Annotated in this window: 10 protein-coding genes; 5 read left to right on the forward strand and 5 right to left on the reverse strand. The window is 73.5% G+C overall.

Going from position 1 to position 13,134, the window contains the following annotated elements; genetic code table 11:
* The first annotated feature begins 5 nt into the window (after nucleotides 1–5).
* Entirely contained in the window at nucleotides 6–608 is a 603-nt protein-coding gene (locus tag KIK08_RS09435; protein WP_214402658.1) for a TetR/AcrR family transcriptional regulator, read from the forward strand.
* A 105-nt stretch (nucleotides 609–713) separates the two neighbouring features.
* Nucleotides 714–1,418, forward strand: coding sequence for a FadR/GntR family transcriptional regulator (locus tag KIK08_RS09440; protein WP_214402659.1), 705 nt, complete (start codon nucleotides 714–716; stop codon nucleotides 1,416–1,418).
* On the opposite strand, the gene KIK08_RS09445 is transcribed toward KIK08_RS09440, so the two are convergent.
* The 3 genes from KIK08_RS09445 to KIK08_RS09455 form a co-directional block, all read right to left on the reverse strand.
* Nucleotides 1,419–1,607: a hypothetical protein gene (locus KIK08_RS09445; protein ID WP_214402660.1), complete on the reverse strand. Its 189-nt coding sequence runs from the start codon at nucleotides 1,605–1,607 to the stop codon at nucleotides 1,419–1,421.
* Between the two features lie 1,003 nt (nucleotides 1,608–2,610).
* Nucleotides 2,611–4,437: an amino acid permease gene (locus tag KIK08_RS09450; RefSeq protein WP_250556646.1), complete on the reverse strand. Its 1,827-nt coding sequence runs from the start codon at nucleotides 4,435–4,437 to the stop codon at nucleotides 2,611–2,613.
* A gap of 150 nt (nucleotides 4,438–4,587) precedes the next feature.
* On the reverse strand, nucleotides 4,588–5,169 hold the full coding sequence (locus KIK08_RS09455; RefSeq protein WP_214402661.1) for a tetratricopeptide repeat protein: 582 nt from the start codon (nucleotides 5,167–5,169) through the stop codon (nucleotides 4,588–4,590).
* Nucleotides 5,170–6,524: 1,355 nt separating this feature from the next.
* Between KIK08_RS09455 and KIK08_RS09460 the strand changes: the two genes are divergently transcribed.
* Nucleotides 6,525–9,101, forward strand: a complete 2,577-nt coding sequence (locus KIK08_RS09460) for a PEP/pyruvate-binding domain-containing protein (RefSeq protein WP_214402662.1) — start codon at nucleotides 6,525–6,527, stop codon at nucleotides 9,099–9,101.
* Nucleotides 9,102–9,119: 18 nt separating this feature from the next.
* On the opposite strand, the gene KIK08_RS09465 is transcribed toward KIK08_RS09460, so the two are convergent.
* Together KIK08_RS09465 and KIK08_RS09470 are read right to left on the reverse strand one after the other, a co-directional pair.
* Nucleotides 9,120–9,917, reverse strand: coding sequence for an alpha/beta fold hydrolase (locus tag KIK08_RS09465; RefSeq protein WP_214402663.1), 798 nt, complete (start codon nucleotides 9,915–9,917; stop codon nucleotides 9,120–9,122).
* A gap of 100 nt (nucleotides 9,918–10,017) precedes the next feature.
* Complete coding sequence (locus tag KIK08_RS09470; RefSeq protein WP_214402664.1) at nucleotides 10,018–11,478, reverse strand: purine-cytosine permease family protein; 1,461 nt, start codon at nucleotides 11,476–11,478, stop codon at nucleotides 10,018–10,020.
* A gap of 242 nt (nucleotides 11,479–11,720) precedes the next feature.
* Here KIK08_RS09470 and KIK08_RS09475 point away from each other — a divergent pair, with 242 nt between their 5' ends.
* A complete protein-coding gene (locus KIK08_RS09475) occupies nucleotides 11,721–12,533 on the forward strand; it encodes an SAM-dependent methyltransferase (protein WP_214402665.1) in 813 nt (270 codons plus the stop codon).
* 186 nt (nucleotides 12,534–12,719) lie between these two features.
* Complete coding sequence (locus KIK08_RS09480) at nucleotides 12,720–13,115, forward strand: ester cyclase (protein WP_214402666.1); 396 nt, start codon at nucleotides 12,720–12,722, stop codon at nucleotides 13,113–13,115.
* Nucleotides 13,116–13,134: the final 19 nt, after the last annotated feature.

Consider the following 13,134-nt stretch of genomic DNA (forward strand, 5'->3'; position numbering starts at 1 on the left):
CGCCCGTGCCCACCCCTCCACGCCATCGCACCGCCCTCGTCCGGGCAGCCGCCGCGCTCTTCCGCCGCCAGGGCTTCGGCGCCACCGGCCTGAACGAGATCCTCGCGGCCAGCCGCGCCCCGCGCGGCTCGCTGTACCACTACTTCCCGCGGGGCAAGGCCCAGATCGGCGCCGAGGTCGTCGAGTACGCCGGGCAGCGGGTCACCACGACGCTCACCGAACTGTCGGAGACCGAGCCGTCCCCCGCCGCCGTCCTGCGCCGGTACGCGCGGATGGTCGTCGGCTGGCTGGAGGAGTCGCGGTTCCGCGACGGCTCCCCGATCACCACCGTGCTGCTGGAGCTCGCCCCGCAGGAACCGGGCGTCACCGAGGCCGGTCGCGCCGCTTTCGCCGCCTGGTCGCGGGTCCTGCGCGACGGCCTGGTCGCCGGGGGTGCGCCGGCCGACCGGGCCGGACGCCTCGCCGACCTGGCGCTCGCCGCGCTGGAGGGGGCGCTCGTCCGGGCGCGGGTGGAACAGGACGGCCGGCCGGTGATCGACGCGCTCGACCAGGTGGCGGACCTCTTCGACAGCGCCCTCGACACCACCTCCGGGACCGGGCATCACTGACACTTCTCCCCAACTGGTTGCGAAGTCGTGTCGCGATCCGCCACATCCTCAGCCAACTGGTCCGACCAGTTGACCAGTCGGACCGGCTTCTGCCACGGTGCCCCCGTGACACTCGACCGCGTGCAGCGGGCCGGCCTCGTGGAGGCGGTGTTCCAGCAGCTGCGCGCCGCCATCCTCGACGGCGACCTGCCGGCCGGGTCCCGGATGCCCTCCGAGCGCACGCTCGTGGAGCGGTTCGGCGTGAGCCGCCCCGTCGTGCGGGAGGCGCTGTCGCGGCTGGAGCACTCCAGCCTCATCCGCGTCCAGCAGGGCGCCTCGACGACCGTGCGCGACTGGCGCACCGAAGGCGACCTCGGCGTCCTGCTCGACCTGGCCGAATCCGGCGCGGCGAGCACGCTGGAGCGCGACATCGTCGAGGCCCGCCAGGCCATCGGGTCCGACGCCGCCCGGCGCTGCGCCCAGCGGGCCACCCCGGACGACGTCGCGGCGATCACCGCGGCGGCCGACGACCTGGCCGGCGCCGGCCTCGACCTGGTCGAGCTCGACCGGCGCAACCTGGTCTTCTGGCGCGCGGTGATGGTCGCGACCCAGAACGTCGCCTACCAGCTGGCCTACAACTCGCTGATCTCCGGCCGGCTGGCCCCGCGCGACAAGCCGGTCAAGGGCAGGGTCGACGAGCTGGTCGACATCACCGCCCACCGCCAGCTCGCGGTGCTCATCGCCGCCGGGGAGGCCGAGGCCGCCGCCGCGGTCGCCTGGGCGCTCCTCGACCGGACCGAGGTCGCCGTCACCGACGAGACCGCCGGCTGATCAGCGGCCGACCGCGTCCCGGGCGCTGCGCACCGCCACGAACGCGAAGCCCGCGGTGAAGACGAGGTTCCACCACTCGCGCGTGAGCACGGCCACGACCAGCGTGCCCACGGCCGCCAGCGCGCACAGCACGGCCAGCGCGCGCAGGAAACCGGGACGCCGCTGCCACGGCGTGCTCTCGGGGTCCACGCCCCGACGCTACCTCCGCCAGCTTGGAGGGGTCTCCGGCGGTTCTTGAGAGGCCGGGGCTTGAGGGGCGTCCGGCGGTTTTGAGGGGCCTCCGGCGGTTTGAGGGGCCTCCGGCGGTTTGAGGGGCCTCCGGCGGTTTGAGGGGCCTCCGGCGGTTTGAGGGGCCTCCGGCGGCGCCTTCGCGGCGGGCGACCTCTGATCGAGCAGGGGTCCGCCCCTGCCGTCACGTCGACACGCCCAGGGTTGCACGACCGGAAAATCGCCCGCACGGTTGGCATCCACGGGCGGCGGTTGGCCTCTTGGGTGCGGGCTCCTTCCGGCCGTGCACGGCTGTGCGCGCCGACGTGACGGCAGGGGCTTCGAGGGGTGGAGTGGCCGCTTCGCGGCCGGCGGGGGCGGGCGAGGGGGCGTCCTCGCAGCGCCGGGCGGGTGTCGCAGCGCTGGCTGGGTGGTCGCAGCCCGCCGGCGCGCTGCGAGCGCACCGCTGGGTCTGCGAGGGGATGGATCGGACACGGCTCCATGCCGAGGCGACGGCAAGGGCTCCGGGAGCGGTGTGCCGCTTCGCGGCCGGGCGGGGCCGAGTGAGGGGGCGTCCTCGCAGCGCCGGGTGGGTGTCGCAGCGCTGGCTGGGTGGTCGCAGCCCGCCGGCGGGCTGCGAGGGCACCGCTGGGTCTGCGAAGCCGCCGGAGCGGGCACATCGGTGCAGGCCGACGCGACGGTAGCGGCTCCGGCGATGGGGTGGCCGCCCGCGGCCGGGCCAGGGGTCGGCCCTCGCAGCGCTGGGCGGGCGTCGCAGACGTGGCTGTGTCCTCGCAGCCCGCCGGCGGGCTGCGAGCGCACCGCTGGGTCTGCGAGGCACCCCGATTCCATGATCGGCTCACCACTACAGCTCCGCGAACCGGACGTTCCCGCCGGCCCACCGCGCAGGCGGGGTGGGCCTCGCTGAGTTCGGGGACATCCGCCGCTCCAGCGCGGTGGATGTCCCCAACCCGTATCCCGCCGGTCAGGCGCGCAGCTGCGCCTCGATCTCGGCCAGGTCCTCGTTCGCGGTCTCCCGGACCGGGCCCTTGAACCAGCGCTTCGCCGACAGCACGTACCAGCCGCCGAACAGCAGCAGCGACCCGAACACCGTCAGCGGCGCGTAGTTGACGACCTCCCAGTCGAACCCCTCCGCGCCCGGGATGCCGTTGGGCGACACCGGGAGCAGGAACAGCACGCAGACCACCGCGATCCAGCCCACCGAGAGCGGCGAGATCCACTTGTAGTGGTTGCCCAGGCTCCACGCGCCGCGCTCGAACCGGTCGCCGGCCCGGATCCGCAGGATGATCGGCATCGCGAACGCGATGTTCAGCCCGATCACCGCGATCGAGGTGCCCACCAGGTACCCGACCGCGCCGTTGACCAGGGTGGGGATCATCAGCGCCCAGGCCAGCACGCAGATCGCGATCACCGCGTTGACCGGGGCCCGGTTGCGCGCCACCTGCCGCCAGAGCCGGTGGCCGGGCACCGCGCCGTCGCGGGAGAACGCGAACATCATCCGCGAGGCCGAGGTGACCGACGCCGTCCCGCAGAACAGCTGCGCGACCACGGCGATGATCAGCATGAACTCCGCCCAGCCCGCGCCCAGGGCCTCGGTCCAGATGTAGACCACGGCGTCGGCTCCGGCGTCCAGCGTGCCCTGCACGTCCGGGATCGCGAAGGTCACCGCGACCAGCAGGACGAACCCGAAGACGACCGAGACGACGACCGCCATGACCATGCCCCAGGCCGCCGCCCGGGAGGCGTGCCGGGTCTCCTCGCTCATGTGCGCCGACGCGTCGTAGCCGGTGACGGTGTACTGGGCCATCAGCAGGCCGATGCCGAACACGAACCAGAACGCGGTGTCGGAGAACCCGGAGTTGTTGATCGTCTCGGTGAAGACGAAGGCCGCCGACTGGTGGCGCGGCACCACCGCCAGCACCACCACGATCAGCCCCACGCCCACCATGTGCCACCAGGCCGAGACCGCGGTCAGCCGGGCGAGCACGCTCACGCTCAGCAGGTTCAGACCCAGGTGCAGTGCGATGATGGCGGTGTAGACGATGAAGATCGTCAAGGTCTCCGTGCCGAGGCCCGGGAACCACAGGTTGAGCAGCGCGGTGGTGAAGATCGCCGCGCCGTAGTCGATGGCCGCGGTCACCGCGATCTGGCCGACCAGGTTGAACCAGCCGGTGAACCAGCCCCAGGCCGGTCCGCCCAGCTTCGACGCCCAGAAGTACAGCGCCCCCGCGGTCGGCATCGCCGAGGCGATCTCGCCCATCGCCATCGCGATCAGCACCGAGAACGCGCCGACCAGCAGCCAGCCCCAGGTCACCGCGACCGGGCCGCCGTTGTTGAACGCGATGTAGTACGAGGTCAGGCAGCCGGCCAGGATCGAGATGATCGTGAAGGAGATGGCGAAGTTGGAGAACCCGCCCATCTCCCGGTAGAGCACCTGGGCGTAGCCCAGCTTGTGCAGCAGCGCCTCGTCGCTGTACCCGCCGGAGGCGGCCTCCGTGGGCTGCGGCTCGGGCGCGGCGTACCCGCCGAACCCGCCGCCGCCGAAGGCGCCGGACCGACCCGCGTGCTGGCCGCCCTGATGTCTGCCCTGGTACCCGCCCTGGTAGCTGCCCCCGAAACCGCCCTGCTGACCGCCGGGCCCGTCGGCGTACCCGAACGGCGCGTCCTGGTAGCCGCCCGAGCGGCCGTAGGGATCGGGAGCCGGATAACCACCGGAGGGCGGGGTGGGCGGGTACCCGCCGCGGTCCTCCGCCGGGTGGCCGCCGGCACGACTGTCATAGGGAGCCGACATCGGATCTCCTCGATCTGTTCCATGCGCCGGCCCCGTGGGTGAGGGCCGGCGCAGGTCGAGTTCCACGCACTCCCGTCGGAGGGCGCGATTGGTCCCCGCCGCGGACCGGGGACCGGTCGGACATCGGGGGGAACGGCGAAAGGCGGCCCATCAGGCGCCGGTTCCGATGAGTCCCCAGGCGTGGCCGCACTCCAGGAGCATGGCCGTGTAGCTGTGCCTGGCCCCGTAGGCCTCCTCGGCGTCGCTCAGGGCGGCGACGAGGAGCCGGTGGGCCGACGAGACGTCGCCCGCGGCGGCGTGGGCGAGCGCGAGCCCCATCCGCGAGGTGAGCGTGTCGGGGTGGGTGGGGCCGAGCTTGCGGGCCCGCTGCAGCGCGACCTTGCCGGACATCGCGACGGCGTCGTCGACGTTGCCCTGGGTGCGGTGCACCGCGGCCAGCGCGTCGCGCGCGGTCATCGTGTCGGGGTGGTCGTCGCCCAGGACGCGGATCCGGTCGGCCAGGTTGTCGACGACCAGCTTGAGCCCGCGCCTGCGCTGCCCGGCCGCCACCTGCGCGACGCCGAGGTTGCCGGCGACGGTCAGGGTGGCGGCGTGGTCGGGGCCGAGGACCGCCCGGCATCCGGCGAGGGCCTGCTCGAACTGCGGCACCGCCTCGCGGTAGCGCCCGGCCGCGAACAGCGCGACGCCTTCGTCGTTGCGTGCCGCGGACTCCTCGACGTGCAAGCGACGCACCCACCCTCCACCGTCGGTGGCCGGCTCGCTGCCGCCCGTGCGAGCGCCGGTCGACTCCGGGCCGGAACGAGGCGACGGCACCCTGGTGCTCCAGGCGTCGTTCTCGGCCGGTTCGAGCTGTCCGGGGCTCGTGGGCTGCATCGAGGGGGCGATCCGTTCGGGTACTCGGGGCCGGGAACGACGTCCACAACGGGGTCATCCGGCCGGCCGATTGATCGGGGAACACTAGCGCAAAGCTCAACCCAAAGTAGCGACGTGCCTCACACCTGCCACCCGATGGAGGTCGCTGAGCGCTGATGGGTCGGCAGTGAGGGCCGAGCGGGCGGCCTTCTCGGTCGCGGCCCGGCATTCCCGCAGCACAGGTCCCCGACGAACGGGAAACTGTTACTCCCTCCACACGTCCGGCTACTCTGCGTGGACCAGTCCGGGAACGGCGCGGGAAATGGGGTCGCGCCGGTCGCCACTCACCTACCGTTGGTCGCAAAGACCCTCAAGCGGGACAACATCGGTGCCGTAACAAGATCGCCATAAGAACGGGCGCCCTCCGACACATCGGCGACTTCCCCGCGCCGGGGGGAATCGATGTCATGGCTCATTACCCCGACCGACGCGATTGATCATGGAGTGGAGCGCCGATCCGATACCGGCGTCCGACCCGGCCGCCGAACCCGCCCTCCCCCAGCGGGGGACGCCGAGTTGCGCCGCGTCGGCACATCCTCCGTCGCCCGACCCGCGCCACGCTCCTGACCTGCATGTTCACCGCCGCCACCGCACCATCGTCCGATACCGAGCGTGATCGACGGATGGGATGGCGAGCTCGGGTCGCACCCGACAACCCTCATCCCGATTCGTCCCGAACCACCGGTTTGCGCCATACCGGCGACACGAACGGCGTCGACCGTCGCAACGGGAATCGCCGACCGGTGCACCCTCGCACAGAACTTGAGGCCCGGCGCCGGCGAATTCCCGCCAGCTCAGCCGGAGTTTGCATTCGGGTGCACGCCATGACTCGATCGCCATCAGCCGATGATCCGGAAGGACCTGCGCGGGCGCGGTTCACAGTGGTACGACTGCCCACCTCTGTCTTCACTCTTAGTGCACGAAGACTCGTCCCCGCCGCCGACCGAGCGGTGTCGGCAAACGCTTACCGCGCCCCTGGGAGCCCGTCCACAACAAGATCATTTCTCGGGTGGCGATCACTCTGCGCAACAACACTCTCCGTGCCGACACGGCGTCGAATGCTCACTCGGACGGCTGCCCGGCAAACGTGGCCACTTCCGCGCCACCACTCGGATGCGCACGCCCCCGGCCGGCAGCCCTCGTATTTCATCACGCGTTGAGTTAAGCTCGTCGCCATGACGACGATCGGCCTGGACAGCCCCGCCGCACGCCACCTGGAGCTCGTCGGCGGCAAGGCGGCCAACCTGGCCGAACTCCTCGCCGCGGGGTTCACCGTCCCGCCGGGCTTCTGCGTCGTCACCGACGCGTACCGGGAGGTGGCCCGCACCGCCGGCCTGGCGGCGGTGATCGACCGCGAGCGGGGCACCGGGCTCGCCGCGGCCGCCCGCACCGCCCTGCTGGACGCGCCCGTCCCGCCCGCCGTCGCGCGAGCCGTGGTCGAGGGCTACGCGGCGCTGGGCGACGAGGTCCCCGTCGCCGTGCGCTCCTCGGCGACCGCCGAGGACCTGCCCTCGGCCAGCTTCGCCGGCCAGCAGGACACCTACCTCAACGTCGTCGGCGCCACCGCGGTGCTCGACGCCGTCCGCCGCTGCTGGGCGTCCCTGTGGACCGACCGCGCGGTCGCCTACCGCGAGACCGCCGGCATCGACCAGGGCGCCGTCGCGCTGGCCGTGGTCGTCCAGCTGATGGTCGACGTGCGCAGCGCCGGCGTGCTGTTCACCGCCGACCCGGTCAGCGGCGGACGCCACCGCAGCGTGATCGACGCCAACCCCGGCCTCGGCGAGGCCGTCGTCTCCGGGGCCGTCAACCCCGACCACGTCGTCGTCGACGACGGGCGCATCGACTACCGACCCGGCGACAAGGCCGTCGAGATCCGGGCCCTGCCCGGTGGGGGCACCGAGCGCGTCGAGCGGGCGGGCGCCGCGCACGAGCGCACCCTCACCGACGAGCAGGTCCGCGAGCTCGTCGAGCTGGGCCGCCGCGTCGAGGCCCACTTCGGGGCGCCGCAGGACATCGAGTGGGCCTACGACCGCGACGGCGGCGCCTGGCTGACCCAGTCGCGCCCGATCACGACGCTGCACCCGGTGCCCCCGCCGACCGGTCCGGGTCCGCGCGCCTACCTGAACGTCAGCCTGGCCCAGGGCCTCACCCGGCCGATCACGCCGATGGGCATCTCCGCGTTCCGGGTCATCGGGGCCACCGGCTCGCGCGTCGGCTTCGGATTCCCGGCAGACGAGCGGAGCGGTCCCGCGGCGATGACGACCGCAGGTGGCCGGGTCTTCGTCGACATGACCCTCGCGCTGCGCAACCCGGTCGGGCGCCGGATCGTCCCGGCCGTCTTCAGCGTGATGGAGGCCCGGTCGGCGGTCGTGGTGCGGGCGCTGCTGGAGCGCCCGGAGTACGCCGCGACGTCGCGCTCACCGCTGCCGTTCGCGCGGCGCGTGCTGCGGGTGCTGGTGCGCTTCGCCGTGCCGGTGCAGGTCGCGCGGGCGCTGGTGAGCCCGGCGGCCGCGCGCCGGCGGATCGACCGGATCGGCGCCCGCCTCACGGCCGACCTGCCGGCCGGCGACAGCGCCGTGGAGCGGTACGAGCGCGCGCTGGAGCTGCTGCGGCGGGTCTTCCCGGTGCTGCCCTCGGTCGTCCCGGCGGCCGGGACGGGGTTCCTGATGCTGGGGCTCGCCCGGCGCCTGGCCGGGCCGGACATCGATGCCGACACCACGCACGAGGTGCTGCGCTCCCTGCCCCACAACGTGACCACCGAGATGGACCTGCAGCTGTGGCGGGCCGCCGAGCGGCTGCGCGCCGACGGGGCCTCCGCCGCGCGGCTGCGCGCCGGCACCGGCCCGCTGCCCGAGGTGCTGCGCCGCGAGGTGGACGCGTTCCTGCGCGAGCACGGCCACCGCGCCGTCGCCGAGATCGACGTGGGCATGCCGCGCTGGCACGACGACCCGGCCTACGTGCTCGGGGTGCTCGCCAACTACCTGCGCCTGGACGACCCGGCCGCCGCCCCGGACGCGATGTTCGCCCGCGGCGCCGCGGCCGCCCGCGCCGCCGTGGACGACGTCGTCGCCCGCGTGCGGCGCCGCTCGCCGCTACGCGCCCGGCTGGTGGGCTGGGCCCTGCGCCGGATGCGCGAGCTCACCGGGCTGCGCGAGACGCACAAGGACTTCCTGGTCCGGCTCGTCGCCGGGGCGCGGGCCGAGCTCGGCGCGGTCGGCGTCGAGCTGGCCGGGCGGGGTCGGCTCGACCGCGCCGACGACATCTGGTTCCTCGACCTCGCCGAGGCCCGCTCCGCCCTCGACGGCGCCGACCACCGCGCCGCCGTCGCGCGGCGCCGCGCCGAGTACGACCGGGAGCTGCGCCGCCGGCACGTGCCACGCGTCCTGCTCTCCGACGGCACCGAACCGGAGGCGCTGCTCACCCCGACCGCGGTCGACGGCGCCCTCGTCGGCACCGCGGCGTCGGCCGGCGAGGTCGCGGGCATCGCCCGCGTCGTGCTCGACCCCGCCGACTCCCACCTCGAACCCGGCGAGATCCTGGTGGCGCCCTCCACCGACCCCGGTTGGACGCCGCTGTTCCTCACCGCGGGCGGGCTGGTCATGGAGATGGGCGGGTCGAACTCGCACGGCGCGGTCGTGGCCCGCGAGTACGGCATCCCGGCGGTCGTCGGCGTCCCCGACGCCACCGTCACCATCCGCACCGGCCAGCGGATCACCGTCGACGGCGCCGCCGGGCTCGTCCGCCTCGGCTGACCGGCGTCCGGGCCGGGATCAGCCGGCCAGGAAGCCGAGCAGGTCGCGGGCCAGCCGCTCCCGCTCGGTCACGTAGAGCCCGTGCGGCGCGCCCGGGTACAGCACGAACCGGGCGTCGGGCAGCAGCTTCGCCGTCGGGCGCCCGGTCAGCTCGATCGGCGCGGACGCGTCGGCGTCGCCGTGCACCACCAGCGCCGGCACGTCGACGGCGGCCAGGTCGGCGGTCAGGTCGGTGCCGAACGTCGTGCGCAGGCAGGCCGTCTGCACCTCCAGCGGGGTGGTCAGGATGGTGGTGACGCCGTCGTCGACGAGCGCCTGGGAGACCCCCGAGCCGGGCGCCGCGAAGTAGGCGGGCGCGGCCTCGCGGAACCAGCCGGGCCGGTCGGCGTGCAGCGCGGCGAGGGTCTCCTCGACGGGCCCCGGCCCCACGGCCGCGCTCAGCCCCGGGGTCATCGCGCCCAGGTAGACCGCCCGCGAGACGCGCCCGCTGCCGTGGCGGGCCAGGTAGCGGGTGATCTCGCAGGTGCCCATGCTGTGCGCGACCAGCCGGACGTCGCGCAGGTCGAGCCGGTCGAGCAGCGCGGCCAGGTCGTCGGCCAGGGTGTCCAGGTCGTAGCCGGTGGCGGGCTGGTCGGAGCGGCCGTGGCCGCGCCGGTCCATGGCGACGCAGCGGTAGCCGGCGCCGAGCAGCACCGGCAGCTGGTACTCCCACATCGCCGAGCTGAGCGACCAGGCGTGCACCAGCACGACGGGCGGGCCCTCGCCGAGGTCCTTGTAGAACTGCCGGTTGCCGTCGGGGGTGTCGAAGTAGGGCATCTCGGGCTCCTCGCTCGCGGATCGGTGCGCTCACCGTCGCGCGCGGGGGGTCATCCCGTCGATGACCTCGCAGGTCATGCGCCTGCCGACGCGGGCAGGGTCAGGCCCGCGCGACCTCCCGGTTGCCCGAGAACGGCAGGTAGATGGCGGCCGCGACGACGGCGCCGAGCAGCAGGCTGATGTCCACGCCACCGGCGATGTCGGAGAACGGGCCGGTGAACGACAGCGTCTGGATCGTCAGCAGGCCGGCGATCGAGCCGACCGCCCAGGCCAGCGTGGCCGGCCAGTTCCAGCCGCCGGTGAACCAGTAGCGGCCGCCGGTCTCGCGGCGGTTGAACACCTGCAGGTCGTCGGGGTCGTAGTGGCCGCCGGTGCGCAGGAAGTTGATCCCGATGATGACCGCCCACGGCGCGGCGAGCTCGGCCATCACCAGCAGCGCGGCCGAGGCGACCTCGATGATGTTCGGCGAGGCCACCGCAAGGTAGATCAGGATCACCGCGACCACCGCGATGATCGTCGTGGTCTGCGGCCGGGTCAGCCGGACGACCAGCGCGTCGAGGTCCAGGCCCGCGCTGTAGAGCGAGGAGGCGACCAGGCCCACCCCGCCGAGCACGCCCAGCGGCAGCAGCAGGACCGCGTACCAGGCGGGCGCCTCGTTCGCCAGCGTCGCGGCGAACGGGACGCTCGGGTCGGCGAAGGCGGGCGAGGAGGTGGACACCAGCGCGCCGATCGCGGCCGGGACCACGAAGCCGATGAAGACGCCGATCGAGCCGATCCAGGCCAGCGAGCTCGTGGAGTGGCGGTCGGAACGGATGTAGCGCGTCCAGTCGCCCACGATCGTGCAGACGACCAGCGCGCCGGACACGCCGATCGTGGTGGCCACCAGCAGCCAGGTCGCCAGGTAGGAGCCGAGCACCGGCTCGCTGCCGGCGTAGCCCCAGTCGATGGCGCCGCCGAAGGCGACCAGCATCAGCAGCAGCAGCAACCCGCCCAGCGTCATCAGGACCACGTTGGCGCGCACCAGCCAGCGGTAGCCCCAGATCGCGATGGCCGCCGACACCGCCAGGACCACCGCGTACGCCACGGCCTGGGTGGCCGCGGTGTCCGGCGTGCCGAGCAGCCGACCGGCCACCGCGACGCCGGCCGAGCCGCTCGTCCAGGTCGTGAGCGCCACCGAGAACAGGCAGCTCAGCAGGCCGATCGCGCTGCCGATCAGCCGTCCGCGCACGCCGAAGGTGGCGCCGGATGCGGTCGCGTCGTTGGTCGCGGTGCGCGAGCCGAGCAGGATCAGCGGCACCAGCAGCAACTGCCCGACCACGGTGCCCACCGCGATGGCCGCGATGGTGTCCCAGACCCCGAGCCCGAAGCCCATGCCGATCCACCCGAAGGCGACCGCCCCGAGCCCCACCGACGAGCCGATGAAGATCATCGCGAAGGTGCCTGGCGACGAGGTGCGCTCGGCGTCCGGGATGCGGTCGACGCCGTGGCGTTCGATACCGCCGCGACCACCGACGTCGTCGACGCGGTCCTGCACCGATGGGGCCTTCGGTTCAGCGCCCATGACGGGTCCTCCGGGCATTCGAGTGGCGTGGTCGGGATCCAGGTTGCGTGATCCTCACGGTACGCAGCGCAGGCGGCACCCTATCGGGTGCACTCGGCTCGCTGATCGCCCTGTCGCCGGACCGATACCGCGTGTCGCCGTCCGGTCCCCCGCGCGCCCGGCGGTGATCATCGGCGGACGCCCGGTGCGGCGTCGTACTAGGGTGCGGACGACAGCGTTCGGCACGGCAGGCGGGACCACCGATGGCAGACAGCAGTAGCGGCGGCCAGGCGCTGCGCGACATCGACGTGCGGGTCCCGCACTCGGCCCGCATCTGGAACTACTGGCTGGGCGGCAAGGACAACTTCCAGGCCGACCGCGATGCCGGCGACGAGTTCCTCGCGCTCTACCCCGAGCAGCGCGACAAGGCCCGCGCCTGCCGCCACTTCCTCTACCGCGCCGTGCGCCACCTCGCGCTGGAGGAGGGCGTGCGCCAGTTCCTCGACATCGGCACCGGCCTGCCGACCGCCAACAACACCCACGAGGTCGCCCAGGCCGCCGCCCCCGAGTCGAAGATCGTCTACGTCGACAACGACCCGCTCGTGCTGGCCCACGCCCGCGCCCTGCTGACCAGCTCCCCCGAGGGCGTCACCAACTACATCGACGCCGACCTGCACGACCCGGGCGCCGTGCTCGACGAGGCCGCCAAGAGCCTCGACTTCGACCAGCCCATCGCGCTGCTGCTCATCGGCGTGCTCGGCCACGTCGATGACTACGACGAGGCCCGCTCCATCCTGAGCCGCCTGCTCGACCGCCTCCCCCCGGGCAGCTTCCTGGTCCAGAGCGACGGCACCGACAGCAGCGAGGCCTACAACGCCGCGATCGAGCAGTACCGCGACAGCGGCGGCGTCCCCTACAACGTCCGCACCCACGCCCAGATCGCCGGCTTCTACGAGGGGCTCGAACTGGTCGAGCCGGGGGTCGTGAACATTCCCGAGTGGCGTCCGGAGGAGACGGTCTTCGGCGGGTCGCAGGTCGACATCGCCGAGGTCGGCGGGGTGGGCCGCAAGCGCTGACGCGTCTCAGCACCGGGGCCGGGCACACCTCGCAGCCTGAGGGTGTTGTCGCAGCTCGGGGTGTGGTGTCGCAGCGCGCCGGCGGGCTGCGAGAACAAGCCCGACGCTGCCAGGACACGCTTGACGCTGCGCGGACGCCGTGACCCGGGCGGCGCGACGCCGGGCCCGACCGGCATCCTCCCCCTGATGGACACCGACCTCGAAACGCGCTACCGCGCCTACCTCGACGCGCTCAACGAGCGCCGCCTCGACGACCTCGTCGGGTTCGTGCACGACGAGCTGACCTACAACGGCACGCCGATGACGCGCCGCGAGTACCAGGACCTGCTCGCCGCCGACATCGCCGCGGTCCCCGACCTCGTCTACGACGCGCGCATCGTCGTCGCCGACGGCAACCGCGTGGCGTGCCGGCTCCTCTTCGACTGCACGCCGCGCAGCGAGTTCCTCGGGTTCGCCGTGGACGGCCGGCGGCTGGTGTTCGCGGAGCACGTCTTCTACGCGTTCCGGGACGGGCGCATCGCCGCGGTGTCGTCGCTGATCGACCGCGCGGCCGTCGAGGAGCAGCTGCGGGCCGCGGACTGAGCCCGGCGGCGCCAGAACC

Origin of the sequence: Pseudonocardia lacus, from assembly GCF_018531445.1 — a bacterium.
GTDB lineage: Bacteria > Actinomycetota > Actinomycetes > Mycobacteriales > Pseudonocardiaceae > Pseudonocardia > Pseudonocardia lacus.

What these genes read in the sequence shown, in the direction of transcription:
- KIK08_RS09460 (WP_214402662.1), top strand. Translation starts at nt 6,525, where the DNA reads ATGACGACGATCGGCCTGGACAGCCCCGCCGCACGCCACCTGGAGCTC.
- KIK08_RS09465 (WP_214402663.1), bottom strand. Translation starts at nt 9,917, where the DNA reads ATGCCCTACTTCGACACCCCCGACGGCAACCGGCAGTTCTACAAGGAC.
- KIK08_RS09475 (WP_214402665.1), top strand. Translation starts at nt 11,721, where the DNA reads ATGGCAGACAGCAGTAGCGGCGGCCAGGCGCTGCGCGACATCGACGTG.
- KIK08_RS09470 (WP_214402664.1), bottom strand. Translation starts at nt 11,478, where the DNA reads ATGGGCGCTGAACCGAAGGCCCCATCGGTGCAGGACCGCGTCGACGAC.
- KIK08_RS09450 (WP_250556646.1), bottom strand. Translation starts at nt 4,437, where the DNA reads ATGTCGGCTCCCTATGACAGTCGTGCCGGCGGCCACCCGGCGGAGGAC.
- KIK08_RS09480 (WP_214402666.1), top strand. Translation starts at nt 12,720, where the DNA reads ATGGACACCGACCTCGAAACGCGCTACCGCGCCTACCTCGACGCGCTC.